We start from the raw sequence: 273 nt of genomic DNA on the forward strand, positions 1-273 counted from the left end.
GATTTCGAGCAAGACGGTTTCGTAAGTCATGTATCGGCTCCTTAAAGATTGCGTGAGATGACCATGCGTTGAATATCGCTGGTGCCTTCATAAATCTGGCAGACCCGCACATCGCGGTAGATCCGCTCCAGGGGGAAGTCGCTCAGGTAACCGTAACCGCCCAAGGTTTGCAAGGCGGCCGAGCAGACTTTTTCGGCCATTTCCGAGGCGAACAGCTTGGCCATCGACGCTTCCACCAGCGCCGGCTTGCCGCTGTCGCGCAGGGCGGCGGCG

General features: G+C 58.6%; 1 protein-coding gene. It reads right to left on the reverse strand.

Annotated features, from left to right (window positions below):
- Positions 1 to 41: 41 nt before the first annotated feature.
- The coding region (locus SB765_RS29615; RefSeq protein ID WP_256349689.1) for an acyl-CoA dehydrogenase family protein at positions 42 to 273 on the reverse strand (232 nt) is incomplete at its 5' end.

The organism is Pseudomonas sp. SIMBA_067, from assembly GCF_046534675.1.
Lineage (GTDB): Bacteria > Pseudomonadota > Gammaproteobacteria > Pseudomonadales > Pseudomonadaceae > Aquipseudomonas > Aquipseudomonas putida.